Raw genomic sequence first — 25,150 nt, forward strand, 5'->3', positions numbered from 1 at the left:
CAGTATTTCGCAAGTGACACCAACGCTGACGACCTACCGTTACGGCCCCGATGAACCCGTACGCCTGCTGGCGCTGCACGGACTGACCGGACACGGCAAGCGTTGGCCACCGCTGCTCGACGAGCACCTGCCAGAGGTGTCCGCCCTGGCACCGGATCTTCTGGGCCATGGACGCTCCCCCGCGCCCGCTCCGTGGTCGTTGGAGGCACATGCCGATGCGGTCGCCGCGGTGCTGGATGAGGCGGCCACCGGGCCCCTCGTGGTGGTGGCGCACTCCTTCGGTGGAGCCATTGCGCTGCACCTGGCGGCGCGCCGACCGGACCTCGTCACCTCGCTTGTGCTCCTCGATCCGGCCATCGGGCTGGACGGTGACTGGATGCGTCAGATCGCCGAACAGATGGTGGCCTACCCGGATTACACCGATCGCGCCGAGGCGAAGTCGGACAAGGTCGCCGGGTCTTGGTCCGATGTACCCGATCAGGTCGTCGAGACCGAATTGGATGAACATCTGATCCCCCTGCCGAATGGCCGGTGGGGCTGGCGGATGAATCTACCGGCGGTAGTCACCGCCTGGAGCGAACTGGCACGCGATATCGCCTTACCTGCCAACAGCATTCGCGTCACATTGCTGAGGGCAACCCGCACCAGTCCGCCCTATGTGACCACCGAACTTATCGATGCACTCCGGGTGCGCCTCGGAGACCGGTTCGAACTGATCGACGTCGACTGCGATCACATGGTGTCCCAATCCCGACCCGCGGAGACGGCCGCGGCAATACGGTCGCACCTGACGTAGTCATGGCAGCGGTCACCGAAGAAAAAGTCGAGCTGGTGCGCTCGCTGGTCGCGTCCATACCGGCCGGGCGGGTAGCCACCTACGGCGACATCGCCGATGCGGCAGGTCTTTCCAGCGCGCGAATCGTTGGGTGGATCATGCGCACCGACTCGGCCGACCTGCCCTGGCATCGCGTCATCGGCTCGAGCGGTCGCCCCGCGCCGCACATTCGGACGCGCCAATTGGAACTGCTCAGGGCCGAAGGCGTACTGGCGGTGGACGGCCGTATCGCGTTACGCGAAGTCCGCCACGTCTTCTAGGGCTCCCGGCAATGCCACGGCTGATGCGAACCGGCACACCATCAGGTTGACGATCTCCGGATGCACACCCAGCGGTTGTGCAACGCCGTCGGCGCCGCAGTCCGCGAGGCGCTCCTGGAACAGTCCATGTGCCAAAAGGTATGACGCGATGAAGACGCGACGGCCCGAGGTGCGCGCCTGCGCGACCACGTCGCGAACCCGCGGCGCACCGGTCGCGATATACCCCACCCGGACGGGACCGGTGTGCCGCGCCAACATGCTTGCGGCGGTGTGAACCTCATGGCGGGCACGAGGATCCGAGGAACCCGCGGCGGCAAGTACCACGGCATCGCCGCGACGCCACCCGGCCTCACGCAACCGTTCGACCATAGCCCTGGCTAGCGCGGGATCTGGCCCAAGCGTCTGAGTGACGGCGACCTCGGGATGTCCGCTCAATTCGATGTGTTGCGGAATATCTCGGTGCACATGATATCCCGATGCCAGAAAGGCCGGAAGCAACACCGCGGGACCATCAATCGTCGAAAGCACCTCCGACGGCGACGGGCCCAGCACATCGACAAACGCGGTGCGTACCGAACCCACGTGCCGCGATACCGCCTCCGCGAGCGCGGCGATGTTCTCCACACCGGCGACCGACCGGGTGCCGTGTGCAACCAGGACTAGCTCAGGCATGACACTCTCCGATCGTCGTCGGATCGATGGCCAGCCGATAACCCCGCTTCACCACTGTCTGAATCACTTTCGGCGCACCGAGCGCCGAACGCAGCCGCGTCATCGCCGTCTCGACGGCGTGGGTGTCATCCCCGCCGCCGGGCAGCGCGGCCAACAGGTCCTCGCGAGATACCACCTGACCCGGGCGCACCATGAGCCGTTTCATCAATGCCATACCCGCCGGGGAGATCTGTCGCGTCTCGCCATCGACAGCGATCCCTCGGCTGCGCACACTGACGACGTGTCCGCCTGCATGGAAACGTGGTGCACGCCTGGTTAGTTCGTCGGCAATGTGTCGGGCCAATGCACCCAGTCGAGCACGCTCCGGCTGCGTAGTCGGCACGCCCAGCACCTCCAACGGGGCGGCGGTCACCGGGCCGACGCACAGCGGCGCCACCCTGCCCCGCAGCGCGGACAGCAGCTCATCCAGTCGCCCAGTTGCCTTGGCACGTCCAAGCATTGACGCCACTGCCGGCGCACTGGTGAAGCTGATCCCGTCCAGCTCGGCATTGATGGCCATGGAGATCATCCGGTCCATCGGCCGCTGATCCTCCGGCGGCTCCCAGCGATACACCGGAACCCGGATCACCTGTGCACCAGCAATGGTCAGCGCCTCACACAGATCGGCGATGGGCTCCCATTCGGTAGCGGCACCGTGAAGCTGCACCGCGATACGGCGTCCCTCGACGCCCTCTTCGAGCAGCCGGTCCAAGACTTCCGCGGACGACTCCGATTCGGGCGACCACTCTTCGCGCAGCCCCGCTTGACGAATCGCCCCGGTGGCCTTGGGTCCGCGGGCAACCAGACGTCCGGACTCGAGCGCCGACTTGAGGTCGGCGGCGACACCCCACTCGTCGGCGGCCTCGATCCAGCCGCGGAAGCCAATCCCGGTGGTGGCCACAGTGACATCGGGAGGATTGTCGATGACGAGTTCGGTGGCGCGCCGCAGCTCGGCATCATCGGCCAACGGGATGATCCGAATCGCCGCGGCGTGCACGATGGCACCGCCCCGACGCTCCAGGAGCGCGATAAATTCCTCCGACCGGCGTGCGGCCGTGATGCCGATGGTGAACCCGTCCAGCGGACGGTCCTCCCCGTTACGCGGCAATCGCGTCCCGGTGTCGGCTCCTAAGCATTCCGATTTCGATGTTTCCATTGCTCACCCGCACCTCGAAGACTGGCAACCGGCGCGACGCATCATCGAGGCAACGCCCGTCTATAAGCGAGAAGACCTGCTTGAGAAGTGGCGACGCCACCGTCGGCTCGCCACCCCGGTCACCGGTCAAACCGCGCGACATGACGGCGGCCTGACCGTATGGATCCATGTTACCGACCGCATACAGATCTCCGCTCGGAAGCAGAAACAGTGCGGCCTGCACATCGTCCGATAGCAGCACTGCCACACCCCGCCCGGGGGTGAGCGAATCCACCGCGCAGACCGTCGACCACACGTACTGGTACCGCCTCAGTCGGGGGCGAGCGTCCAGGATTGTCATCTCCGGCCTTTCTTCTCGTTCTGTTGAGTCATGTGTACCGGCGTTGTGTTACCCGGGTATTACCGACGCAGGCGCGCTATGTTGCGGGATCGGGCGCCGGCCTAATTCCGGGCGTACCCAGCAGGACCGGCACCTTCCGCGGGCCGCTGTCATCGAACGCGATAGTCGGATCGGCCTGGTCGGGCGCGTTCACGAACGACACGAAACGACGCAGTTTGTCCTCGTCAGCAAGTACCGCCGCCCATTCATCGGCGTATCCCTCTACGTGACTGGCCATTGCCGCTTCGAGCTCGTCGGCGATGCCGAGCGAGTCCTCGCACACCACTGCCCGGATGTGATCCAGGCCGCCCTCGATCGCCTCCTGCCACGGGGCGGTGCGCTGCAGCCGATCCGCGGTGCGAATGTAGAACATCAGGTATCGATCGATGTATTTGATGAGCGTCTCTGAATCCAGATCACCGGCAAGCAATTTGGCATGCGCGGGGGTGGCGCCCCCGTTTCCTCCGACGTACAGATTCCAGCCGTTCTCGGTGGCGATCACACCGACGTCCTTGCCGCGGGCCTCGGCGCATTCTCGCGCGCACCCGGACACGCCCATCTTGAGCTTGTGCGGAGAACGCAGCCCCCGGTAACGCAATTCGAGCTCGACGGCCATACCCACCGAATCCTGGACCCCGTATCGGCACCAGGTCGATCCCACACAGCTCTTCACGGTGCGCAATGACTTGCCATAGGCCTGCCCGGATTCCATCCCGGCGTCGATGAGCCTTTTCCAGATCAGTGGGAGTTGTTCGACGCGTGCACCGAACAGATCGATGCGCTGGCCACCGGTGACCTTGGTGTACAGCCCGAACTCCAGAGCCACCTCGCCGATTACGATGAGTTTCTCGGGGGTCACCTCCCCACCTGGCATCCGCGGCACTACCGAATAGGTGCCGTTTTTCTGAATGTTGGCCAGGAAATGGTCGTTGGTGTCCTGCAGCGCGGCCTGCTCTCCCTCCAGGATGTGATCGCTGGACGTCGAGGCCAGGATGGATGCGACGGTGGGCTTGCAGATGTCGCAGCCGGTTCCGGTGCCGTGCTTGGCGATCAGTTCCGAGAAGGTCCGGATGCCGGTCACCTGCACTACCTGGAAGAGCTCGGCACGCGACTGGGCGAAGTGCTCGCACAGCGCCTTGGACTGCTCGACGCCCTGCGCGGCAAGGATCTGCTTGAGCATGGGAATGCAGCTACCGCAGGATGTTCCGGCGCAGGTTGCCGCCTTGATGGCGGGCACGTCGGTCGCGCCCGCACAGATCGCGCCGCAGATGGCGCCCTTAGTGACCGCGTTGCACGAGCAGATCTGCGCGTCGTCCGGCAGCGCACCCACCCCGATCTCGGCGCCCGCCGGTGTGATCAGTGAGGCGGGATCGGTGGGCAGCTCCCGGCCGAGCATCGGCCGCAGGGTGCCGTACGCGCTGGCATCCCCGACAAGGATGCCGCCCAACAGGGTTCGTGCGTCATCGGACACCACCAGCTTGGCGTAGGTGCCCTTGGTGGCGTCGTTGAAGACGACCTCCAACGCACCGTCAGAGCTGGCGTGGGCGTCACCGAAACTGGCGACGTCCACCCCGAGCAGTTTGAGCTTGGTGGACAGATCAGCACCCGGAAACTCCGTCTCGCCACCCAGCAGCCGGTCCGCGACGATCTCGGCGGTGGTGTACCCGGGGGCAACCAGGCCATAGCAGCGGCCCTCGATGGCGGCCACTTCGCCGATCGCATAGATATGCAGATCGCTTGTCTGGCAGCCGAGGTCGGTAAAGATGCCGCCGCGTTCAGCCAGCTCCAGCCCACATTCGCGGGCCAGCTCGTCACGCGGCCGGATCCCGGCGGAGAACACCAGCACCGAGGCGTCGATCGACGATCCGTCCGACAACTGTACGGAGAGTCCGCCATCCGGCGAGGTCTCGATGGCCTGCGTGGAGACGCTGGTGTGCACCGTCAACCCCAGATCGGTCACCAAGCGAGTCAGCAGTGCGCCACCACCCTCATCCACCTGCAGGTGCATGAGCCGCGGGTTGACCTCCACGATGTGCGGTGTCAATCCCATGAGGCGCAACGCATTCGCCGCCTCCAGCCCGAGCAGTCCACCCCCAATGACCACGCCGGGGGCACCGGGTGTTCTGTCGGCGGCGGCCTTGATCGCATCCAGATCGTCCATGGTGCGGTAGACGAAGCAGCCATCGGCGTCGCCGCCCGGCACCGGAGGCACGAACGGATAGGAACCGGTTGCCATGACGAGGGCGTCATACGCCAGCACGGAACCGGATACGGTGGTGACCGTCTGCTCCACCCGGTCGATGCTGACCACCCGGTCCCCCAGGTGAAGCGCAACCATGGGATCCTCGGCGTAGTCGTTGCCGGTGAGCGCCAACGATTCCCGATCCCAGCCATCGATGTACGAGGACAACCCCACGCGGTCGTATGCGGCATCGGTTTCTTCGCCGAGGACGGTGACCTGCCACTGGTCAGTGGCGTCCCGCTCGCGCAGCACCTGGACGAACCGGTGGCCCACCATTCCGTGGCCAATGACGACGACTTTCTTGTTCATGACTTTCACACCGCCACTTCATTTTTGGAGCTGGAAACGGCCGGAACCGCTGCACCGACGGGGCGCCGCACGTAGGCATACCAGGTGACCGCGGCGCAGATGACGTAGAAGGCCAGGAACACCCAGAACGCCATGGTGGCCGACTTGGCGGCACTGAGATACGAGGCGCGCAGCACCAGGTTGATGGCGACACCACCGAGTGCACCGATAGACCCGGCCACACCGATCAACGCGCCCGACATGGTCCGCGACCAGGCCTCGTCGTGACCGGCGCTACGCGCCTTGGCCGCGAAGATCGACGGAATCATCTTGTATACCGAGCCGTTGCCCAGCCCGGACACCACGAACAGGATGATGAACCCGACCACGAACGCGGTCATGGTGGCCCCGGATGGCGCACCGGTCGCGCGGTCGTCGATCGTGCCGGCGGCCACCAAAATCCCTGCGCCGAAGATCATCGCGACAAACGCGTAGAGGGTGATCGTGCCGCCGCCGACCCGGTCCGCGAGCCACCCGCCCACCGGCCGGGTGATCGAGCCGAGCAGCGGCCCGATGAATGCGATCTGGGCCGCATGCAATGACGCCTGCGCCGCTGCCTGGGCCGGAGTGAGGCCGCTGTGGGTCAGTCCGGCAAGGAAGTTCAACTGCAGCACCTGACCGAACGCGAAACTGAATCCGATGAACGACCCGAAAGTGCCGATGTAGAGGAAGGCAATGATCCAGGAATCCCGGTGCTTCATCACGTCGATGAGCGATCGGCCGTCGGTCTTCTGGTCCGCCAGGTTATCCATGAACAGCGCCGCCCCCACGGCGGCGAAGGCAATCAGCACCAGGTAGATCGCTGCCACCCAGTGCGGCGACCGGTTCCCTGCCGTAGAGATGACGAGCAGGCCGATCACCTGAATCACCGGAACACCAATGTTTCCGCCGCCGGCGTTAAGCCCGAGCGCCCAGCCCTTGAACCGTTGCGGGTAGAAGGCATTGATGTTGGTCATCGAGGAGGCGAAGTTTCCACCGCCGAATCCGGCGACGGCGGCCACGATCATGAAGGTCGTATAGGACGTCTCCGGGTGCCCCATGAAGTACAGCGTCAGCGCAGTCGGAACCGCCAGCACCAAGGCACTGAAGATGGTCCAGTTGCGCCCACCGAACCATGCGGTGGCGAAGGTGTAGGGCAGCCGCAGCACCGCACCCACCAGGGTCGGCATGGCCACCAGGAAGAACTTCCCGGCCGCGTCAATGTGATAGACGTTCTGCGGCATGAACAGGACCATCACCGACCAGATGGACCACACCGAGAACCCGACGTGTTCGGCAATGACCGACCAGATCAGGTTGCGCCGCGCGACTTTCGCGCCGCCGTTCTCCCATGCGACGACGTCCTCGGGATCCCAGTTCTCAATCCAGCGTTCGCGCCGTGCAATTGGGGCCGCTGCGGTGTTGTTCGCCATGAGAGCACGGTAGGAAATTCTTGTTGCGGCGGCGCTGCTGGCGATGACCGAGCCATCACAACTCGCTCACACGACTCCGTCATGTGACGGTGAGCAAAGCAAGATTTCCGGCGCGGACGTCACAATGATGCGCCGAAGTGACGTGCGTTACAGGGTCAGCCGCACCAGTGCCGCGGTGCGCGCCAGCCCCGGGAAGGACTGCGACGAGGACCGCGGATGCAGCGCATGCACGGCCAACCGGAAAATCAAGGCCCGCAACAGCATCTGTGGCCACTCCGGCAGCGTCGCCCACCGCTCGATGAGACCGTCGTCAGCATCACCCCAGGACAGGGCGTCCACGACGGCGACACCGGCCGCCCAGGAAGCGGGCCGCCAGTACGGCGTGATGTCGGTGATTCCGGGCGCAGCGGCACCCGCGAAAAGCACGGTGCCATACAGATCTCCGTGCACAAGCTGCGGCGGGCTCTTGGTGGGCCGGCGCAGACTCGCCAATTGGTTGATCAGGTCGATGGATCGCTGGCCATCCGGAGAACCGGGTGACACCCGGGCCGCGGACGGCCAGGACTGCAGCGGCCGGTCTTCCCAGGCCGCCCTGTCGGCCGCGATGAATACGTCGACATCGGCCCACGGCGCCACCGGAGGCTGCGTCAGAAAGCGGGGACGTTCCAGCTTCGAGGTGGCCTCATGCAGCCGCACCGACAGCGACACGACCTCGTCGTGCCGCGGCTCGGGCGCGCCCGGGACGAATGTGTCCGCACGCCAACCCGATACGACGTACCGGCCATCGGTGGAGCGCACCGGCCGAGCCAACCGCACCCCATCGATGAACAACGTGTCTCGCACCTTGGCCGACCAGGCGGCGCGCGCATGGTCGGCTACCAGTGACAACACCACTTCACCGCAGCGCCAGCCGCCCTCCCAGGTCGGGCCGAGCTGGACTGGTTTGACGCCACTGAGCCCGTAAGTCGCGAGCACGTGCTCGGGTGGGCGGTCCACAGTCACGCGGGATACGTTACCGCCTGCAATGAACTGCGTTGTGTTCGCTCGGTGTTCGTGTCGGCGGTCACAGGTGGCACGTCCGTCACATCTGGCTGTTGCTGATTGCCAATGATCAGTACATGACCATGTCGGGGTCGACCTGTTTGGCCCACGCGGCGATGCCACCCTGCAGGTGCACCGCGTCGGCGAATCCCGCCTTCTTGACGGCCACCAGCGCCTCGGCCGACCGGATTCCCGTCTTGCAGTACAGCACCGCCTGACGGTCCTGTGGCAGCTTGGCCAGGCCCTCTCCGGACTCCAGAACCGACTTGGGCACCAGCTCGGCACCGTCGATATGGACGATGTCCCACTCGACGGGTTCGCGCACGTCGATGAGCGCCACCTTCTTGTCGGCCAGCAGTTCTCGCAGCTCACGCGGGGTGATGGTGGAATCGGCGACCGCAGCGGAGGCTTCGTCGCTAATGACGCCGCAGAACGCGTCATAGTCGATGAGCTCGGTGATCTTCGGCGTGGCCGGATCCTTGCGGATCTTGATAGTGCGGTAGGTCATATCGAGCGCGTCGTACACCATGAGTCGGCCGAGCAGCGTGTCACCGATGCCGGTGATCAGCTTGATGGCCTCGGTCCCCATCACCGACGCGATGGAGGCGCACAGAATGCCCAACACACCGCCCTCGGCGCAGGACGGCACCATGCCCGGGGGCGGCGGCTCGGGGTACAGATCGCGGTAATTCAGGCCAAGCCCGTCGGGCGCGTCTTCCCAGAAAACCGATACCTGGCCCTCAAAGCGGTAGATGGAACCCCACACGTAGGGCTTGTGCGCCAACACTGCGGCGTCGTTGACGAGATAACGCGTCGCGAAGTTGTCGGTGCCGTCCAGGATCAGGTCGTACTGCTTGAACAGATTGACCGCGTTGTCCGGGTCCAGCCGCAGCTCATGGAGGCGCACCTCGACGAGCGGATTGATCTCCAAGACCGAATCACGTGCGCTCTGCGCCTTGGACCTGCCGATATCGGACTGACCGTGGATGATCTGGCGCTGCAGGTTGGATTCGTCGACCACGTCGAACTCGACGATGCCGATGGTGCCGACTCCCGCGGCAGCCAAGTACAGCAACGTCGGCGAGCCGAGTCCACCGGCGCCAACGACCAGCACCTTGGCGTTTTTGAGGCGTTTCTGCCCGTCGACGCCGAGGTCGGGGATGATCAGATGCCGGCTGTACCGGGCGACTTCTTCGCGGGTCAGATCCGCGGCGGGACTTACCAACGGCGGCAATGTGGGCACCGTGACTCCTGAGGTGGTGGGAGGGCTACAGCAGCATCAACAGTATCGGGATGCCAACCCTTCCCCGAGTCAGGACTGCTGGTAGGCACGCACCGCCGCGGTGATGTTCTTCTCCGCGACAGCGCAGTTCTTCCCACGGGCCATATCCGTCGTTATCGCCGCCACCCAGGTCTGCTCGAACGGGCCGGGGACAGGCTTGTCGTTACCCACCAGCGCGATGTAGCTGCAGGCCTTCGCCTTGAAGTACGTCGGAACTCCCAGGATGTTTGCGTTGGGCTGCCCGTCGTAGGCCATGTCCCGCGTACCGAGCATCCTGAATGCGATCGACTCGATGTCGTCCGTCGTGGTCTCCCCAAGATCACGGAACAGGCACCTCGTCGGGTCGTCCGCTCCGAACGGCGACTTGCCGCCGACGAGGACCTCGATGCTTCGATCTCTGCCCACCTCGTTGAGAGCCGCGCACGGATCCAATGTCATCAGCTTGGTCAGCGTGCTCCGCGTTGACGAGGCCAACGGCGCCTTGGACTTTGCGAACTCCCGTGACGCATCGATCACCGGGCGCGCCAACGGGCACAGGGCCGCACCACCGCCGGGACCGCTGAGTCCCGGCTGCGAGAAGGTGTACTTGACGTATTCGGGACGCCCGTTTGGGTCGACCCAGCCGGACTCAACCCAGAAGTCGCACATGGACAACGCCGCTTTCTCACGTTCCGACGGTACGGCCACCTCACGTGCCCCGAACCCGATGGAGCCGAACGTCGGCGTGGGAGGTTTCGGCTGACCGGGCGGCGGCAGATCAAGCGAGGGATCCCGATAGGCCACAGCACACCTGTCGCCGAACCCCCCGAAGGACTTGATCTCACCGAACCGGCCGACGATGGCGGGATCGATGAGCGCGCAGGAGTCGATGCCGCGCACCTCGTCAAAGTGCGCCAGATACTGCCGTGTGGTCGGGTCCAGTTTGTCTCGGTACGAGGGCCGCGGCGGGGTCGACGTCATATCCGTCGCCGTGGACTGTGCCCCCGGTTTCACCGATCGAGAATCGCCGTCGACAACCTCGGTGCAGCCGGCGAGCATGGCGATGGCCACACACATGACGGCCGGCACCCACAGCCACTTCATGACGCCCCCCTTGAGCGATGACTTCTGCCGCTACGGAATGGGATACGGCCAGGGATTGGTGCGGCAGGTCTTGCCGTCGGGCTTGATCGAATCGGGATCGAACTTTGCCGCAACGTCATTGCTGGTGCTGAATGTCTGCTGCATCATCACCGGCGCCAACTGTTGGTCCTGCTCACAGGGCTCATGGCTCCGATAGCCGATGGCGTGTCCCACTTCGTGGTTGATCACGTACTGCCGATAAGACGTGATGTCACCCTGGAATGGGACGGCGCCGCGCACCCACCGCGCCTCATTGATGAAAACGCGCTGCTCGCCGTTCTCACCGTATCGTGGGTTGTAGCAGGAGGATTCGAGTTGAATCTCGTATCCACACCCCTCGCGCACCGTGTCGGGCGAGGTCAGGGAGATCCGGAAATCGGGCTTGCCCGAATCGGTCCGGATGAATCCGAATTGCGGATTGTGCGTCCAGCTCTTCTGGCTGGCCAAGGTCTGCGTCGCCATGCGCGCAAACGCCTCGTCGCCGCCGAAACCCATGGTGTCCATGCCGTCCTCGACCTCGATGGTGTACGTGAACACCTTCGCGGCACCCGTACCGATCTGGGGAGTCGTACCCGGCACGATGTGCCAGGACTTGGCACCCTGGGCGGTGAAGGGCTCCCCCTCGGGCAGCACACCGTCGGGCAGGCTCGCGTCGAACTGGGTCAGCCCCTTGGGCGGGGCGCCAATAATGGTGTCGCCGAGAGCCCCGATCGAGGGCGGATCGGCGACGGGCTCATTGGGGCCGTCAGCACCACCGTGAGTGTGTTCACTCTGCGTGACGGTCTGATATCCGACGAAGACCGTCAAGGCCACCAGCAGCGGGATGGCGTACGCGCGCCATCCATAGGTGGAGATGAAACGGCCGAGCCAGGTCTGCTTACGCCAGCGGTCACGATCACGACGATCGGAGCGGACGCGTCCGCTTCCCTCGGCGAGCGGATCTCGCTGGGCGCGCAATGGCTCATAGCGTTGAGAGGACTCCTGCACGGGTAGCCGACTCATGGATAAGCCGCTGGCGCGAGGACCTTCTTCGGTCATGGTTTCTGGCATGGACCTACGATTATGCGCCCATTGGTGCCGGTCGTAGGTCACCGAGCAAGAATGGCATAGCGACAGGCCAACACGCCTCGGGCACGCCGCCGGGGGTCAGGAGTACTGTCTGTAGTTCGGGTCCAAGCGGATTGGATGGCCGCTTGAGTGAGATGGCGCAGGCGCCCACTGAGGCGCGTGCGTGTAGAGGATTAGGACATGAGTGATCTTGCGAATGTGCCCGGACGTCGAGGAAGGGTGAACTCGACGGTGGCAGCGCAGGATTCGACTCAGGGAAACACACGTCGCGGTGGGCGGTTGCCCCGCGATGAGCGTCGCGGCCAGCTGGTCGGTTCCGCCAGTGAGATATTCGTCGACCGCGGCTACCACGCCGCCGGCATGGATGAGATCGCCGATCGCGCCGGGGTAAGTAAACCCGTTCTGTACCAACACTTCCCAAGCAAGCTGGAGCTGTACTTAGCGGTACTGCACAATCACGCCGAGACCCTGGTGTCGAGCGTGCGGCAGGCACTGCGCACCACCACCGACAACCGGCAGCGGCTGCGCGCCGCCATCATGGCGTTCTTCGACTTCGTCGAGCACGACAGCCAGGGATACCGGCTGATCTTCGAGAACGATCTGGTGGGCGTTCCGCAGGTCACCGAGCGCGTCGAGGGTGCCATCAGCGCCTGCACCGACGCGGTATTCGACCTTGTCAGCCACGATTCAGGGCTGGACCCGCACCATGCGCGCATGGTGGCGGTCGGCCTAGTCGGTATCAGCCAGGTGAGCGCCCGCTACTGGCTGGACAACGAGAAGCCGATCTCCAAGGACGACGCGGTCAATGCCACCGTCGGCTTCGCGTGGGGCGGACTCTCACACGTCCCGCTGCAGCCGTTCGCCTAAGCTGCGGCGAGCCGGTGTCGATACCCGGGAAAATCAGCCCGAGAAACCAACGCGTCGCGCGTCGGCAACGCCGATCTCCACGTACGCAATCCTGGCGGCCGCGACCAGGTACTTCCGGCCCTTCTCGTCAGTGAGGCTCAACACATCGGATTCCTTGGCCAGCGCCGCGGATACGACCTTTTCGACGTCAGCCGGGGCCTGATCACTGGAAATGACCAGCTCGCGCGGGCTATCTGTGACACCGATCTTGATCTCCACAGGGCACCTTCCAAGTCATCGAGCGTGTACTGCAGAGATTAGCCGACGCGGTTGTAGCCGACACACCTCGGATGAGCGCCGCCGCCCATCAATCACAGCAGTAACATCAGCATCAGGTTTCACATTGAGAAGAGGCGCTGCTCATGGTCGGTTATCGCGGAGATTCTCGGCGCTCAAGCGACTACGAGCCCTACGACGACCCGTACGACTCCGAGACCACGCCCCAGTACGCCGGTTACTCGGGTCTGGACGAGGACTACGAGTACCGGCCGCCGGGTTCCAACGAGAACTGGAAATGGGTCGCGTCGATTGCCGCGGCGGTGTTCACCATCGCCGTGATCGCGACGGCGGTTGTACTGAGCGGCGGCAACGACAGGGGTGCGGCGGTCGCCGTCACCACACCGGTGTCCTCGCTGACACCGGTGACCACCACTCCCCCTCCGCCGCAGCCGTCTGCCACGTCGGTGAAGCCGTCGACAACGACAGTGACCTCGACCCCTGCCGCCGAGACGCCCAGCACGGCCCCGTCCACGGAGGCGCCTCCGCCCGAGCCGCCACCGTCCAATCCGATGCTGCCGCCGGAAGGCCAGCGGCCCATTTCACCCGCGGCGTTCGTGTACTACGTGACGGGCAATCAGACGCCCGGCGACCTGCTGACGATCACCTACACCGACGGATATGGCCAGGCGCGCACCGTTCTTGGGGCCTCGCTGCCGTGGACGATGATCGTGAATCCCTCACCCGGCATCGTCGGCGGCTCGATCACGGCGACGAGCTTCGCGAGCCAGGTCAACTGCTCGATCAGCAACAGCGAGAACCAGATGCTCGCGGTGCAGAGCAACAACAGCATCATCGCCCGCTGCGCGAAGTAGATCCGCTTCCGCAGACGAATGGGCATCCGCCTGCGATTTCGAGACTTTTAACGAAAGATAGAAGCAATCGGGGGTGGACGATGTCGTACCCCGAGTTCGACCGGGGAGGGACGATATGGCGCCACTGGCCACATCCTTGGCTAACAACACCACCCGGGTCGGAATCTGATGTTCTGGCCTCTGATCGGTCGATGCGTCGCCCTCGCGACTGCCGCCCTCGTTGCCGGATGTGCCACCACCATCGACGGACAACCAGCCACAGGCGAAATCCGGGCAATTTCCACAGGCCAGCCCATCGCGACCACAACCAACACGCCCGTGGTCACGAATACCCTGCCCGGTCCTCACCCACCGCCCAACTCATCTAACGACGGCACCACCTTCGACCCCTGCCTGGCTTACTCGGCAGAAGAGATCCGAGCCTGGGGAGTAAACCCCACCAAAGTCGAAGACCTAGGCACCAAGGATCCGGACCTGCGGGGATGCATATGGAGCTCGGGAGGCGCAGATCATTGGACCGTTTCGCAGCTGGTCATCAACAGGCAGGTCAGCGAATATCTCGACCAACGGGCTTACCGCGGATCGCGCCCCATCGAGCTCGGTGGGCTCGCTGGGGCGGTGTACTACCCCCTCCCCGGCGGTCATGACATTTCCTGCGAAGTGGCGCTGCCCTCGCAGCACGCGGTCGTGTCCGTAGGCGTCATGACGTTTGGCATCGACGCGCAGAAGTTGATTCCCGACCCATGTGCGAAGGCAATCGAAGTCGCGACACGAGTTGCACCAGTGCTACCCCAAATGGATCTGGGAGGCGACCATGGCAGATGACAGACGGGGCGGCAAGATCACCCAACGATCCAGGCCGATCCGTTGAAGTTTGTTCCGCACTGAAGATCGTAGAAATTTGTGGAACCGATTCGGGGTATGGGCCGTCGGACTATTACATAACGGTGTGCGCGCTCGCCCGTCAGCACATACGAAGACGAGGAGGGCGGAGATGTCCAGCATGTCGGGTTCGTCTGGGGTTTTCTTGCATGTGGATCTAGCCGAGTTGCAACTGCACGCCAACCGTCTGCATGCCCATGCCGACGACCTCAAGCAGGCACACGATGCGGCCGCGCGCACATTGACCGACGCCCAGGCCGGTTTCGGGTCCGGGCGGGCCGCTCAGGCGCTGCGCGGCAAGATTGCCGCCTGGGCGACGGAAACCGCAGACCATCACCGAGAGCTCACCGACCACGGCTTCAACCACACACGGTCGTCTGAAAAGTTTGCGACACGTGAACAGCTCAATCGGTTCAGCATCGAGAACGCCGGGCCCGGCGGCACGGTCTAACAAGGGGGAGTTCGTTGTGGGGATGACACTGGACGAGTTGCAGAACTGGCCGCCGCATATCAAGGCACTAGCCGATGCGGCCACCAAATATGGGGATGCCAGCCAGCAGGCCGGCGATAATGTGCAGGCCATCGTCGATGCCTCGACCTGGAAGGGCGACGCCGGCGACGCCGCTAGGGACGCCATGGCACGCTCGGCCACCCGTTTCCAGACCGCGGGATCGGAGGCGACCACAGTCGCGATGCACGCCGCTAAGGCCTACGGAGAATCCCAAAGCTTGGCCTCCGATATCGGCTCCTTCTTGACGTATGCCGCAGAGCCTCCCGCCGTCATCATTGATCCCAAAACCAACGGCGTGACACCCCCCGATATCACCGGGCTGAACAAAGACCAGCTCGAGAAGGTCATCAACAAGCTCAAGGATCTCCAAACCCGCGTCACAGGTCTGGTCGCACGCGGCGACATGCTCGATGACGAACTAGCTCGCATCCTCGACGAAGGTACCGGCGCAGACACCGGACCCCAGACCATCATTGGCGACGAAGATATCCGGCGGCACGCTAAGCAGGACGTCAACGACGCACTGGCCGGTGATCGCGAGGCCGCCAAACGTGTCGAAAAGGTTCTCAACAGCATCAAGCCTGGGCAGGAGCTGACCCCTGAACAGGGCTCATACCTGAGTCAGATGCAGGCCCAACAAAACGGCATGACCGTCGAGGAGCTTAAGACCGCCGAAGAACGGTTGGGCGACCAGAAACACATCATCGCCGACTCGTGGCAACTGATGAGCAACGACAAGGTCACCTTCCCCAAGACGGGGCTCACCCCCGGAGACCTGGATGACCCGAACAACCGCGTGAAGGGCGGATTCGATCAACTACCCAGATCGGTACAGAACGCCATCAAATCGGGCGACAATATGTGGATCGACCAGGTCAAGGACATCGCGAACATTGTGCGCGATGGCAGAGTGGAGCTGCAGACCGGCACCCAACTGGACCGCGAGCTTCTCAACAAAGCCGACCGCATCATGGACACGCAGCCATTCGACCATCCCGGGCAGGGCTACCTAGTTGAGCCATGCCTGGAGGCCATCCTCAACTCCGCGGGGCGCGACGATATCGCGGTGCACGACCTTGTCACAGGCGAAAAGGGCAACGACTTCATCCACGACATCGAGCATCACGCGTGGGCCGACAAAGGTGCGGCGGCTGCCACGTTGTTCCCCAACGCCGGAGACCACAGCAAGCAGGCAGGTGAGACAGTCCATGCGTTTGCCGCCTACACCGGTGAGCACTACCAAGAGCTGCTCAACATGTCGGGGAAGGATTCACTCGGGCAAGTGAACCCGGAATTCGTCCGTGCGCTCGGCCGCGCCACTGCCCCCTACATCGACGACATGGTGGGCCAGAACATCGACGGCACTCAGGGATTCGGAAAGCTGGACTCCGGCGGCAACGCCAACAACATGCGAGGCCTGTTCGCCGTCATAGACTCGGACGAGACGGCAGGCAAAGAGTTCAACGGGCGCGCAGCCGGCGTGTGGCAGAGCTTCATGGGCCAGTACTCGCAAGGCCTGGCGACCGGCGGTCTTCCTGACGGGGCGCTGCTTGAATCCGTCGGGAAGCTGCAGGGGGCCATGGACATGGGTGAGTACATTCACCAGCTCGACTCCGGCAAGGACGAATACCAGGCCAAGTTGGAGACCTACAACAAGCACGGCCAGTGGTACGACGCAGGCAAATCATTCGCAGAACTGTTCCCGTACACCGCGCCTGCGGCCGAGGTGTACGGGAAACTGCCGGGCGATCCGTTGCGTGACATGTTCGTGGGTGAGGCCCCAACACCGGGGACCACCGACCCCATGCCGCTGCGACAGTTGAACGACATCACGAAACCCATCGCCGAATACCTCGTCCACGAGAAGGTTGGGGACCTGAGCAAACTCGACGGCTACATCAAAGACGGCAAGCTGGATTGGACGCAGTCCGGCACGCAGAACGCGGTCGAGGCGTACCTTTCGACGGTCGGCGGGGGCAACGAGTTCCCGTACATTCACTGGTTGGAGGCCTACGGGAACGCGACCAAGGTCTCGCCCGGCGAGTTCAACAAGATCACACTTCCCGAGAAGTGAGCCGGCCGATGGACGCGAGAGGAAGCCTGCTGATGCGTCGTGCGCTGCAGTGCGTGGCCGCGGTGGTGCTGGTGTTCACTGGCGGCTGCCGGCCCGATCCAGTGCCAACACCGGCGCCAACGAGCCCACAGCGGCCCGCCTGGGCCGACAAGCTGGCCGATTTCCGCTTCCGGTGGACCGCCGAGGCGGGAATGTCACTGGACACCGGGTGGGCCGTCCCACTGCGCGCCTACCTGGAATCGCGGCGCCGCACCTACTACACACCAACGGCCAACTACACCCCGAACCTGGACGCCGCCTACCCCGGATACCTGCGCGCCACACCCGAGCCGCTGGTGTATCGGTCGCCCGAATGGAAGGAAACTCCGAGCCCGCAGCGAGATATCCGGGCCGACACCGGCACACCCGGATACGTCACTGGATCTGGCGGTCCGGTACAGGGTGTGGCGGGCAACGAGGACCTGCACGTCCTGCGGATCGAGCCCCTATCAAGCGGGTTCCGGGCCTTTGTCTGCGACGCCACCTACCGGGTGTACAAAAAGACCTCCAACACTTCCCAGTTCCTCCCGGTTTTTTACGAAGCGAACGATGGACCCTTCGATCCCGATTTAGTCAACACGCAGGTGTGGCGGATCGAGTTCAGCGACCGTGATCCGCGCGCTGGGACCACCCCGCCAGCGCCCACGACACCGCAGCGCGGTCCGTCGCCGACGCCACGCGACGACGTGTTCGGCCCCTGGTTCGTCACTGGCGCAGAGTTTGCACAGTTCTGGTCCGACGTCGACTACCCCGGGTTGGAACCAGATAGCCCGGAAGCAGCACAGCGTCGGCAGGAGGCGCAGGAAGCCGTAAAGACGAGGCGGCAGCAGTGCATCGACCACTACCCACTCGATCGGGCACAACGCACCAAGCTCGCCACCACCATCTTGGATGCCCCGCCACCGGTCGAACCCGCACAGCCCGGCTGGCCGCAATAACGCGGCAGCAGGCGTGGCACGGCGAGTTTGGCAATCGATAAGGTGCCTGCGGTTTCAAGATTCTTGGACAAAGATGGAACCAAACCTGGGGCGGATGACGTCGTATCCCAGTGAGAGCAGAGTTTTGAGCTGGGAGGGACGACTATGGCACCGCCGGAAGTACCGCGGGAACCACACAAGTTCGATTACAACTCGCTACCCGAGGCCGACAGAAAACGTCTAGAGGCCCAAGCGCGCACCACCCTGCATATGGAGCCTGAGGCAGGGCAAACTATGGCCAAGCTCATGCTCGACGCCGAGCACCAGATCGATCAGGCAATCGAGAAGGCAAGGAGCTGCGATGTGCATGAAGGCTTCAACCCGCAGCTCAGTACCGGGAATGACGTGACGCAGCATTATGGCCGTGAAACGAAGCTCGCGTTGGCCGAGCTCACGGCCGCGAAGGCGGGTTGCGCGCACATGGCCGACCAGTTTCTTGCCATGGAGTACGCGTATCTGAACACCGAGGCCAACAATTCAACCAAGTTCGACAAGTGGAAGGGCCAGGACGGCCAGGACAGCACCTGGATCGAGGTTTGATGTTCCACCTCCGGCACTGCAGCGGCACCGCACTCATCGGGGTGGTTGCCGTGCTGGTCATTGCGGGGTGCGGCACGACAGTCGATGGCCAGCCCACTCCAGACGGAATGCACGCAACGTCCACCGGCCGGTCAAGCTCAGCGACGACCACCAGCCCTACCGTCACCAATACTCTGCGCGGCCCGCACGCACCCCCGAACAACCGCAACGACGGAACATCGTTCGACCCGTGCCTGGCCTACTCGGCGGAGGAAATCAAGTCGTGGGGAGTGGATCCTGAATACGTGGAAGACCAAGGGGGGCCAGACGAAATCGCCCGAGGATGCCTGTGGCGTGCGGACGGTTGGAGTGCTACTCAGACTGTCATTAATCGGCCCGTCAGCGACTATCTCAACGCGCAGCGGTACCCCGGAGCGCATCCGGTCGAGATCGATGGGCTGCACGGAGCAGTCTTCGGAGACATCATCGGGGTTGGTAGCTGCAACGTCGCCCTGCCGTCACAGCGAGCCGTGGTGATCACCGGGATAATCGCTATTGGCCCCACAGCGGAGAAATTGATCCCGGATCCATGTCAAAAGGCCATCGACATCGCGACGCGGACGGCACCGCGACTACCTCGATAACACGACTACTCAGACAATCAGGAGGGACCATGGGGGACGACGGATGGAACAGCAAGGAACATCGGACGATCATCGACGACCTTGAGAAAATTGTCCCAGACGATGCGCGCAAAGCCGGGGACGCGTGGAACGATGTGAGTGAGTTTGCTACGGAGGCGAACAAGTATCTCGTCAAGGCCAGAGGAAACCTCACCGACGGTAACGACTTTTGGACCGGTGAAGGCCCTCACGCCGCGTACGAGGGTCTCGACGCCGTCTATAAAAAGACCATCGAACCTCCAAAGCTCGCCAAGGAGGTTAGCGCCAATCTTTACCAGGACGCAGGCACGCTGGCCAGCGCTAAAAGAGTCGCCGAAACCAATCCCGAACCCGTATTCCCTCAGATACCCGCAAGCCTGCCGCCAGCAACACAACAGGTGATCCGCTTTCAAGAAGAGATTGCCCGTCAAAAAGCCCTGACGAAGATTCGCGACGACGCTCAGGCGCACTACACCGATGCGCTCGGCGGGCCCCGAACCAGCATGTTGGACCAACTCAACGGCGAGCAGCCGAAGTATCCGCTCGGTACCGACCCCGGCGGCGGCACCAGTGGCGGCGGGACTGGCGGCGGCAATCAGAATGGCGGCGGCGCCGATAGCAAGCTGAAAAATCCTGATGCCGACGGCAAGACGAAACCCGCGTTCAACGAGGGTTCAGGTCAAGGCCAGGGCGGTGGCCAAGGAGGTGGACAGGGCGGCGGCCAAGGTGGCGGCCAGGGTGGTGGCAACCCAGCCGGTACCGGCGGAACCGGCACCGGCCTTGGTCCGGACTCAAGGAGCGGCTCTGGGTACTCCCCCCTTGGCAACACCACCGCTGCCGGCTACAGCCCGACATCCACCGCTGGAACCGGCACCGGCATGGGGCCCGGCGCACTTCGCGGCGGCGGTCTCCCACCGGGCGCCAGCGGGGGAACCGGAAGCACCGGCACCGGCGCAGGTGGTGCCGGAATGCGCGGAGGCACGATGCCGATGGGCATGATGGGTGGCGCGGGCGGCGCTCATGGCCGCGGTGGCCAGAGTGAGGGCAACGACGACGAGCACGAGACCCCGGACTACCTCATCGATCTCAACAACGGCAATGAACTGTTTGGCGACCTCCCGAAGGCGTCTCCTGGCGTCATTGGCGATTGGACCGAACATGAGGATGCCGAGAAGCGACGAAGAGAAGCAGAAATCAAGCGCTACAAGTCGATGGGCTGGGACGTGAAGTTCGACTAGCAGACTCGCGATGACACGATTCAAAGTCCTGGCGTGCTGCCTACTGCTGACCGGATGCGCGACTGCCACGGAAGGAACTCCAACGGCAGCACCTAAATCCGTTCCAGCACATAGTAAATCGACTACGTCGTCCACCACGGCAACGCCCACCTCCACTACGGCGACCAACACACTGCCGGGTCCACACCCTCCGCCAAATCCGGGCAATGACGGCACCTCGTTCGACCCGTGCCTGGCATACACCGCGGACGAAATTCGGTCCTGGGGCGTCTCGCCGTCTGACGTGACCGACATAGGTACAAAGGGAAAACAACTGCGCGGCTGCGAATGGAACGGCAACGGCTGGAGTACCTCCCAACTGGTCGTCAATCGCCCAGTCAGCGAATACCTCGACACGAATGTCTACCCCGGATCGCAGCCCATCGAGATCGACGGTCTGCATGGGGCCGTCTACTGGAGCCCACCCCTGACCCGAATGGGTTGCCGGGTGGTATTGCCTTCACAACAAGCAGTCGTAAGCACTGGGGTCCTGGTGATCGACCAAGAGGCGGAGGCGCTCATCCCCGATCCGTGCCAGAAAGCCACCGACATCGCCAGACACGTCGCACCACGATTGCCGCGATAACAAGGAAGTACCACGATGACACGTTGCAGCATCCTGGGGATCTGCCTGCTGCTCGCCGGGTGCGGCGGCGGCATTGAGGGACAACCCATCCCAGCACCCAAATCTGTTCCAGCCCAGAGCAGATCCATCATGTCAACCACCACGCCGTCCACCACGGAGGCGCCCGCACCCGATGTGTCGCCACCCACCACCGCCGTACCAAATCCGCGCGTGACCGGAACAACTTTTGACGGATGCGCGGCCGTGACAAAATCTGACGAGATGGCATGGGAACTAGTCCCGGTAAGAAAACGTGATCTCAGCGACGACGGTCCTGGCGGCTCGGACGGTGCACGGGGATGTTACTGGGATGCCAAGAAATGGCAGATACGCGTGTATGCATTCAATGGCACTGTCCCCCAATGGACTGAACGATACGGAGCCCGGTACGACCGGATCGATCACCGAACGTTCGGCACCCGCGATGGCGTCGTAGCCCATCAGCCCGCGCCCCTTTTGGGATGCATCGTCCTGGTCCCCGCGCAGCAAGGACTCGTTGGTGTCGCCGTAATTCCCGGGTTCGACCTGTCAGATCAAGGCACTGACAACTGCCCGGCTGCCATCCAGATGATGACAACAATCGAACCGAGAATCCCCTAGCAATTCACTGTTGCGCGGCCAAGCGGTATGGCCCAAGCCACGATTTTGTACGCGCAGCCCAGGTACGCTGCCCTCACTGCATAGAGCGCTAAGGGGGCAGTGGTGGGGAATCGCGGGGGTGCGGCGATCACGGCGACCGTGTTGCTGTTGGCCGGGTGCACGCAGGCCACCGAGGGCGAGGCGCTGAAGGGCGGTGACCCAGCGATGGCCACCCGGTCCAACTCTGCTTCTGCCCCTTCGTTTCCGTCGTACCGTGAGCCGCTCGATTCGGCCGTCCAAGCCCAGCTGAAACGCAATGACGAGGTACGCAAGGTCGACCCGTGCTCGCTAATCAACATCGACGCGGCAGCGACACTCGGACCGATCAAGTACATCGGAACCGACAAGCAGGCGAGCGACTGCAGGATTGAATACGACGTGCCGCTGCTGCCCGGCCAGGAGGGCGAGATGCTTCCCAAGCACGTCCCCGGCCTGGTGTCGTCAATATCGTTTGGTTCCAGGCTGATTGACAGCTTCGGGCGAGGCGACTCAGTCATGTCGCTTGGAGGAAGTTGCAACGTCTACCGAATCTCCGGCTATGTCGAGGCGGCCACGGGTAAGCCCGAAACGGTGAGCTACCACGTCTCCATGAGCGGATCAGATCTTGGCGTTGATGATCCGCGTGACGGGTGCGACGACATGGTGCATGTAGCGGACGCCTCCTCGGCTCAGCGGCACAATCCCACGGCGCGTGCGGATTCCAGATACTTGCCACATTCGAAGCTGATGACGGTCGATCCGTGCGCGCCACTCGATTCCATCGGGGCGACTCAAAAGGTCGAATTATTGAAGCCGCAGGAGGTGTTCGAATGCGAGTACAAGAACGCGGGCGACTCAACCGGTCAATCCAAACGCAGTATCCGACATGAGTTCTGGAATTACAAAGACTTACCACACCCCAAGCGGACCGGCCCTGACCTGCGGGACGTCAGGGGCGTGAAAACGAGACTGTCCAAGAGCGGCGCCCAATGCACGTACACGGCTTATGTCGATCTCAATGACCCACTGACCGGATCAGACCCGAAAAGCCAATTCCCGCAATGGGTTGGCACACTTCTAGTCCAAGGCGATGACACCAACTCCGATTGCAGCTCGCTGCTCGCGGTGACCGATGAAGCCGTGCGCAGGTATCAGGAGCAGTGATGAAACCTTGGTCCGCAGTGCTTGCAATAGCAGTGCTCGCCCTCGCCGGATGCAATCCCGATCCGCGTCTCCACAAGATGGATCCACCCGGCGCGTCGACCCCCGGTGGCACGACGACAACCACAGGGTCGCCATCACGGAAACCGCCCGACACGACGTATCGGTCTCGCCAGACCCCGGAAGTCCAGCAGCAGCTCGCCGCGCAGGATCGTGTTCGAGCCGGCGACCCGTGCGGTCGGCTGTCACCCGATGCGGTGTTGGCGCTCGGGAAGGTCTCCTACTTCGGGGTCGATATCTTCCCGAGCCAGTGCCGCATCATCTTTGACGTGCCCAAAGCGCAGAACTCGGTCCATGAGATCACCGTTGGGTCGGCGACAAGTCTCGGCCAACCCACTGGTGCGGAACCGAACAAGGACCGCTGCTACTACCGGTTCGAAGTGGCGGGGCTCCAGACGTTGTTGACCTTCGGTCTCGATCAGGGATATGACGTCCCGGGTGACAACGGCGCGAAGTTGTGCGGTATCGCCGAAAGCTTGGCCAAAGCGTCGGGCACTACCCTCGCGTCTCCACCACCGCGGGAAGGTTCGCGGTGGGTGCCTCAGGACAAGCTGATGCGTGTTGATCCGTGTGGACCGATGAATACCCTTGGCGCACAACAAGACTTTGTGATTCGTCCGCACTCGCAGATCTTCAACTGCTTCTTCTACGAACGTGCGGACACAAAGAGGGAGCGGGGGCGCAGTATCTACATCAATTACCTGGACCTCGCGCAGGCGCCCAGGCCAAAACAGAAGGGCCCAGATCTCATCGACATCGGGGGTGAGTTGACCAAAGCGATCACCAAGTCCTCCAAGGGCGCCCCGATCTGTGACTTCACGGTGTACGTGGGCCTGAACGAGCCCCTGACAGGCTCCGATCCGCTGAGCCAGTCGAAGCAATGGATCGGCACCATCGAAGTCCAGGGTCCGCCCGCCGGCACCAGCTGTTCGGAGGTCGAGAAACTCACCGCCGAGGCAGTCCGCCTCTACCAGCAGGCCTAACAAACTGGCTGGACCGACTACCCCAGTCCGAGGACGCCCATCCGCTCGGCGTGCGCACCCTGCAGCCGCTCGAAGAACTCGTTGAGATTCCCCAGGCCGGCCTCGCCGGACATCACCAGCTCCGCGAGCTCGTCGTGCTGCGCCAGCACATGCTGTGCCTGCGTGATGGCCTCACCCAGCAGCCGTCGCCCCCACAGGGTGAGGCGGTTGCGCTGCTGCGGGTTGTCCTTCACTGCCTCGCGCACCTGCGCGACGACGAACTCCGAATGCCCCGTCGTGCCCAACACCGATTTGAGCACCGCCACCGACTCACCCGGTAGCTCGGCGACGACCTCGCCATAGAAATCGGCCGCCAGCGAGTCGCCGATGTACGCCTTGACCATCGCCTCCAACCAGGTGCGCGGCAGCGTCAACGAGTGGTAGTTCTCCAGCGTCTTGACGTACGGCTCCATGGCCTTGAGCACGTCAATTCCCCTGGCCTCCATGGCGTCCCGCAGCGACTCGTAATGGCGCATCTGCGAGGCAGCCATACTGGCGATCGCGATCTTGCTCGCCAGATCGGGCGCCATCTTCGCCTCGTCGGTCAGCCGGTAGAAGGCCGCCACCTCGCCGTACGCGATCACCGCGAACAGCTGATTGACACCGGGAGGATCAGGCTCCGTCATGGCTCGAACTCTAGCCGGGCGCCCACGCGAGGACATCGATCCGCGCGGCAAACCACGGCGAATCGGAAAATCGCAGCTCACCCGCTACCATGGACGCGGGAGGAAGGCCCTGATCGCTCTGTTTTTCAGGAGGTCGGGGAGTTTCTCCCAACAGATATGTGCGTGCACGTGCCGCCCCTCGCCGCTAGACGCGAGCTCGGCCCCGTCGAAATCCGACCTACCGATCGTGCGCGCTGAGCGAAAC

Annotated in this window: 26 protein-coding genes; 15 read left to right on the top strand and 11 right to left on the bottom strand. The window is 63.6% G+C overall.

Going from position 1 to position 25,150, the window contains the following annotated elements:
• Positions 1-13 precede the first annotated feature (13 nt).
• Together FZI91_RS02160 and FZI91_RS02165 are read left to right on the top strand one after the other, a co-directional pair.
• Complete coding sequence (locus FZI91_RS02160) at positions 14-796, top strand: alpha/beta fold hydrolase (RefSeq protein ID WP_162525755.1); 783 nt, start codon at positions 14-16, stop codon at positions 794-796.
• A 2-nt stretch (positions 797-798) separates the two neighbouring features.
• Positions 799-1,095: an MGMT family protein gene (locus tag FZI91_RS02165; protein ID WP_155937031.1), complete on the top strand. Its 297-nt coding sequence runs from the start codon at positions 799-801 to the stop codon at positions 1,093-1,095.
• Here FZI91_RS02165 and FZI91_RS02170 read toward each other — a convergent pair.
• The 9 genes from FZI91_RS02170 to FZI91_RS02210 all read right to left on the bottom strand — a co-directional run bounded on the left by FZI91_RS02170 (position 1,069) and on the right by FZI91_RS02210 (position 11,826).
• The gene (locus FZI91_RS02170) at positions 1,069-1,767 is read right to left on the bottom strand and encodes a sirohydrochlorin chelatase (protein ID WP_155937032.1); all 699 of its coding nucleotides are present in this window, start codon (positions 1,765-1,767) and stop codon (positions 1,069-1,071) included. The genes FZI91_RS02165 and FZI91_RS02170 overlap by 27 nt on opposite strands.
• The gene (locus FZI91_RS02175; protein ID WP_155937033.1) at positions 1,760-2,914 is read right to left on the bottom strand and encodes a uroporphyrinogen-III synthase; all 1,155 of its coding nucleotides are present in this window, start codon (positions 2,912-2,914) and stop codon (positions 1,760-1,762) included. The genes FZI91_RS02170 and FZI91_RS02175 overlap by 8 nt, the downstream gene beginning before the upstream one ends.
• A complete protein-coding gene (gene nirD / locus FZI91_RS02180) occupies positions 2,904-3,257 on the bottom strand; it encodes a nitrite reductase small subunit NirD (protein ID WP_162525773.1) in 354 nt (117 codons plus the stop codon). Before nirD ends, FZI91_RS02175 begins: the two co-directional genes overlap by 11 nt.
• Before the next feature lie 121 nt (positions 3,258-3,378).
• Positions 3,379-5,892, bottom strand: a complete 2,514-nt coding sequence (nirB, locus tag FZI91_RS02185) for a nitrite reductase large subunit NirB (protein ID WP_155937034.1) — start codon at positions 5,890-5,892, stop codon at positions 3,379-3,381.
• A 5-nt stretch (positions 5,893-5,897) separates the two neighbouring features.
• A complete protein-coding gene (locus FZI91_RS02190) occupies positions 5,898-7,343 on the bottom strand; it encodes a NarK/NasA family nitrate transporter (RefSeq protein ID WP_155937035.1) in 1,446 nt (481 codons plus the stop codon).
• Positions 7,344-7,490: 147 nt separating this feature from the next.
• Positions 7,491-8,345, bottom strand: a complete 855-nt coding sequence (locus FZI91_RS02195) for a TIGR02569 family protein (RefSeq protein ID WP_162525754.1) — start codon at positions 8,343-8,345, stop codon at positions 7,491-7,493.
• Between the two features lie 109 nt (positions 8,346-8,454).
• A complete protein-coding gene (gene moeZ, locus FZI91_RS02200) occupies positions 8,455-9,627 on the bottom strand; it encodes an adenylyltransferase/sulfurtransferase MoeZ (protein ID WP_162525753.1) in 1,173 nt (390 codons plus the stop codon).
• Positions 9,628-9,696: 69 nt separating this feature from the next.
• A complete protein-coding gene (locus FZI91_RS02205) occupies positions 9,697-10,749 on the bottom strand; it encodes a hypothetical protein (RefSeq protein WP_155937036.1) in 1,053 nt (350 codons plus the stop codon).
• 30 nt (positions 10,750-10,779) lie between these two features.
• A complete protein-coding gene (locus FZI91_RS02210; RefSeq protein WP_162525772.1) occupies positions 10,780-11,826 on the bottom strand; it encodes a DUF3152 domain-containing protein in 1,047 nt (348 codons plus the stop codon).
• A gap of 210 nt (positions 11,827-12,036) precedes the next feature.
• Here FZI91_RS02210 and FZI91_RS02215 point away from each other — a divergent pair, with 210 nt between their 5' ends.
• Positions 12,037-12,723, top strand: a complete 687-nt coding sequence (locus FZI91_RS02215; protein ID WP_155937037.1) for a TetR/AcrR family transcriptional regulator — start codon at positions 12,037-12,039, stop codon at positions 12,721-12,723.
• Positions 12,724-12,756: 33 nt separating this feature from the next.
• Here the strand turns inward: FZI91_RS02215 and FZI91_RS02220 are convergent, their stop codons facing one another.
• On the bottom strand, positions 12,757-12,981 hold the full coding sequence (locus tag FZI91_RS02220) for a DUF3107 domain-containing protein (protein ID WP_162525752.1): 225 nt from the start codon (positions 12,979-12,981) through the stop codon (positions 12,757-12,759).
• Positions 12,982-13,124: 143 nt separating this feature from the next.
• On the opposite strand from FZI91_RS02220, the gene FZI91_RS02225 reads away from it, so the two are divergent.
• The 12 genes from FZI91_RS02225 (at position 13,125) to FZI91_RS02280 (ending at position 24,241) form a co-directional block, all read left to right on the top strand.
• On the top strand, positions 13,125-13,853 hold the full coding sequence (locus FZI91_RS02225) for an MmpS family transport accessory protein (RefSeq protein ID WP_155937038.1): 729 nt from the start codon (positions 13,125-13,127) through the stop codon (positions 13,851-13,853).
• Between the two features lie 168 nt (positions 13,854-14,021).
• Positions 14,022-14,678, top strand: coding sequence for a DUF3558 domain-containing protein (locus tag FZI91_RS02230; RefSeq protein WP_155937039.1), 657 nt, complete (start codon positions 14,022-14,024; stop codon positions 14,676-14,678).
• A gap of 178 nt (positions 14,679-14,856) precedes the next feature.
• Positions 14,857-15,186 (top strand): WXG100 family type VII secretion target, encoded by a 330-nt coding sequence (locus FZI91_RS02235; protein ID WP_243733934.1) that lies wholly within the window; start codon positions 14,857-14,859, stop codon positions 15,184-15,186.
• Positions 15,187-15,208: 22 nt separating this feature from the next.
• Positions 15,209-17,320, top strand: coding sequence for a WXG100 family type VII secretion target (locus FZI91_RS02240; RefSeq protein ID WP_155942075.1), 2,112 nt, complete (start codon positions 15,209-15,211; stop codon positions 17,318-17,320).
• A gap of 8 nt (positions 17,321-17,328) precedes the next feature.
• Positions 17,329-18,297, top strand: a complete 969-nt coding sequence (locus FZI91_RS02245) for a hypothetical protein (protein ID WP_155937042.1) — start codon at positions 17,329-17,331, stop codon at positions 18,295-18,297.
• Between the two features lie 144 nt (positions 18,298-18,441).
• The gene (locus FZI91_RS02250; protein ID WP_155937043.1) at positions 18,442-18,876 is read left to right on the top strand and encodes a hypothetical protein; all 435 of its coding nucleotides are present in this window, start codon (positions 18,442-18,444) and stop codon (positions 18,874-18,876) included.
• Positions 18,876-19,499: a DUF3558 domain-containing protein gene (locus FZI91_RS02255; protein WP_155937716.1), complete on the top strand. Its 624-nt coding sequence runs from the start codon at positions 18,876-18,878 to the stop codon at positions 19,497-19,499. Before FZI91_RS02250 ends, FZI91_RS02255 begins: the two co-directional genes overlap by 1 nt.
• 29 nt (positions 19,500-19,528) lie before the next feature.
• Positions 19,529-20,755 (top strand): hypothetical protein, encoded by a 1,227-nt coding sequence (locus FZI91_RS02260; RefSeq protein ID WP_155937044.1) that lies wholly within the window; start codon positions 19,529-19,531, stop codon positions 20,753-20,755.
• A 10-nt stretch (positions 20,756-20,765) separates the two neighbouring features.
• Positions 20,766-21,380 (top strand): DUF3558 family protein, encoded by a 615-nt coding sequence (locus FZI91_RS02265; protein WP_155937045.1) that lies wholly within the window; start codon positions 20,766-20,768, stop codon positions 21,378-21,380.
• Positions 21,381-21,395: 15 nt separating this feature from the next.
• Complete coding sequence (locus FZI91_RS02270; RefSeq protein WP_155937046.1) at positions 21,396-22,019, top strand: DUF3558 family protein; 624 nt, start codon at positions 21,396-21,398, stop codon at positions 22,017-22,019.
• A 102-nt stretch (positions 22,020-22,121) separates the two neighbouring features.
• The gene (locus tag FZI91_RS02275; protein WP_155937047.1) at positions 22,122-23,201 is read left to right on the top strand and encodes a hypothetical protein; all 1,080 of its coding nucleotides are present in this window, start codon (positions 22,122-22,124) and stop codon (positions 23,199-23,201) included.
• Positions 23,201-24,241: a hypothetical protein gene (locus tag FZI91_RS02280; protein ID WP_155937048.1), complete on the top strand. Its 1,041-nt coding sequence runs from the start codon at positions 23,201-23,203 to the stop codon at positions 24,239-24,241. Before FZI91_RS02275 ends, FZI91_RS02280 begins: the two co-directional genes overlap by 1 nt.
• 17 nt (positions 24,242-24,258) lie before the next feature.
• On the opposite strand, the gene FZI91_RS02285 is transcribed toward FZI91_RS02280, so the two are convergent.
• Positions 24,259-24,942: a ferritin-like fold-containing protein gene (locus tag FZI91_RS02285; RefSeq protein WP_155937717.1), complete on the bottom strand. Its 684-nt coding sequence runs from the start codon at positions 24,940-24,942 to the stop codon at positions 24,259-24,261.
• Between the last annotated feature and the right edge of the window lie 208 nt (positions 24,943-25,150).

Origin of the sequence: Mycobacteroides sp. CBMA 271, from assembly GCF_009729205.1 — a bacterium.
Lineage (GTDB): Bacteria > Actinomycetota > Actinomycetes > Mycobacteriales > Mycobacteriaceae > Mycobacterium.

What these genes read in the sequence shown, in the direction of transcription:
- FZI91_RS02225 (WP_155937038.1), top strand. Translation starts at nt 13,125, where the DNA reads ATGGTCGGTTATCGCGGAGATTCTCGGCGCTCAAGCGACTACGAGCCC.
- FZI91_RS02215 (WP_155937037.1), top strand. Translation starts at nt 12,037, where the DNA reads ATGAGTGATCTTGCGAATGTGCCCGGACGTCGAGGAAGGGTGAACTCG.
- FZI91_RS02285 (WP_155937717.1), bottom strand. Translation starts at nt 24,942, where the DNA reads ATGTCCTCGCGTGGGCGCCCGGCTAGAGTTCGAGCCATGACGGAGCCT.
- FZI91_RS02190 (WP_155937035.1), bottom strand. Translation starts at nt 7,343, where the DNA reads ATGGCGAACAACACCGCAGCGGCCCCAATTGCACGGCGCGAACGCTGG.
- FZI91_RS02255 (WP_155937716.1), top strand. Translation starts at nt 18,876, where the DNA reads ATGTTCCACCTCCGGCACTGCAGCGGCACCGCACTCATCGGGGTGGTT.
- FZI91_RS02280 (WP_155937048.1), top strand. Translation starts at nt 23,201, where the DNA reads ATGAAACCTTGGTCCGCAGTGCTTGCAATAGCAGTGCTCGCCCTCGCC.
- FZI91_RS02235 (WP_243733934.1), top strand. Translation starts at nt 14,857, where the DNA reads ATGTCGGGTTCGTCTGGGGTTTTCTTGCATGTGGATCTAGCCGAGTTG.
- FZI91_RS02230 (WP_155937039.1), top strand. Translation starts at nt 14,022, where the DNA reads ATGTTCTGGCCTCTGATCGGTCGATGCGTCGCCCTCGCGACTGCCGCC.
- FZI91_RS02210 (WP_162525772.1), bottom strand. Translation starts at nt 11,826, where the DNA reads ATGACCGAAGAAGGTCCTCGCGCCAGCGGCTTATCCATGAGTCGGCTA.
- nirB (WP_155937034.1), bottom strand. Translation starts at nt 5,892, where the DNA reads ATGAACAAGAAAGTCGTCGTCATTGGCCACGGAATGGTGGGCCACCGG.
- FZI91_RS02245 (WP_155937042.1), top strand. Translation starts at nt 17,329, where the DNA reads ATGGACGCGAGAGGAAGCCTGCTGATGCGTCGTGCGCTGCAGTGCGTG.
- FZI91_RS02165 (WP_155937031.1), top strand. Translation starts at nt 799, where the DNA reads ATGGCAGCGGTCACCGAAGAAAAAGTCGAGCTGGTGCGCTCGCTGGTC.
- FZI91_RS02270 (WP_155937046.1), top strand. Translation starts at nt 21,396, where the DNA reads ATGACACGTTGCAGCATCCTGGGGATCTGCCTGCTGCTCGCCGGGTGC.
- FZI91_RS02265 (WP_155937045.1), top strand. Translation starts at nt 20,766, where the DNA reads ATGACACGATTCAAAGTCCTGGCGTGCTGCCTACTGCTGACCGGATGC.
- FZI91_RS02260 (WP_155937044.1), top strand. Translation starts at nt 19,529, where the DNA reads ATGGGGGACGACGGATGGAACAGCAAGGAACATCGGACGATCATCGAC.
- FZI91_RS02205 (WP_155937036.1), bottom strand. Translation starts at nt 10,749, where the DNA reads ATGAAGTGGCTGTGGGTGCCGGCCGTCATGTGTGTGGCCATCGCCATG.
- FZI91_RS02250 (WP_155937043.1), top strand. Translation starts at nt 18,442, where the DNA reads ATGGCACCGCCGGAAGTACCGCGGGAACCACACAAGTTCGATTACAAC.
- FZI91_RS02240 (WP_155942075.1), top strand. Translation starts at nt 15,209, where the DNA reads ATGACACTGGACGAGTTGCAGAACTGGCCGCCGCATATCAAGGCACTA.
- FZI91_RS02170 (WP_155937032.1), bottom strand. Translation starts at nt 1,767, where the DNA reads ATGCCTGAGCTAGTCCTGGTTGCACACGGCACCCGGTCGGTCGCCGGT.